Raw genomic sequence first — 834 nt, 5'->3', positions numbered from 1 at the left:
CGAGTTGCAGTCAGCTGTCCCTGCCGGAAACCTAATCCAGCTGGCCCGTGAGGCCGAATTGCGCAATGCTTCTGTCTCATGAGAGAAGCTTACAGCCTGGTCTGGTCGGTGCTGGTCTTATTGTTCCGGTCGCGGGTCTCGTTGGAAGCTGAGATCCTGATCCTTCGTCATCAACTTAACATCCAGCGACGGCATGTGCCGAAGAGAGTGGCCTTCAGTGCCATGGATCGCCTGATCTTTGTTGGGCTGTATCGTTTGGTGCCTAATACCATCAAGGCGCTGACGATTGTGAAGCCCGATACCGTCATCCATTGGCACCGTGCCGGTTTCAGGTCGTATTGGCGCTGGAAATCGCGGAACCACTGCGGCCGACCAACTGTACTGTTGGAGATTCGCCGGCTGATCCGCGAGATGAGCATCGCCAACCCGTTGTGGGGAGCGCCGAGAATCCACGGAGAGCTTCTCAAGCTCGGCATCGAGATCAGCCAGACCAGCGTCGCCAAGTATATGGCGCGGAGGAGGGGCCCTCCCGCGCAGGGCTGGAAGACGTTCCTTCGCAACCATGCGGATGGCATTGTCGCAATGGACCTCTTCGTCGTGCCGACAATCTCGTTCCGACTACTCTATGGCTTGCTGATCATAGACCATGGCCGGCGGCAGATCCTGTGTTTTGGAGTGACCGCGCACCCGACGGCCGAATGGCTCGCCAATCAGCTCACGGAAGCCTGTGGCTGGGAGCAAATCCCTCGTTACTTAATCAGGGACCGCGATCGAGCTTATGGCGAGATTTTTGTCCGCCGGGTGCGGTCGATCGGCATTCGAGACCGCCCGACG

The 834-nt window shown here is 58.4% G+C and carries 1 protein-coding gene; it reads left to right on the top strand.

Translation table 11 applies throughout. The features are described from left to right. Positions 1–78 precede the first annotated feature (78 nt). The coding region (locus AC630_RS46610; RefSeq protein WP_208867136.1) for a hypothetical protein at positions 79–834 on the top strand (756 nt) is incomplete at its 3' end.

It is taken from the genome of Bradyrhizobium sp. AS23.2 (genome assembly GCF_001908185.1).
Taxonomy (GTDB): domain Bacteria; phylum Pseudomonadota; class Alphaproteobacteria; order Rhizobiales; family Xanthobacteraceae; genus Bradyrhizobium.
The sequence above is the reverse complement of the archived record's forward strand: the minus strand, read 5'-3'. Positions and strand labels throughout refer to the sequence as shown.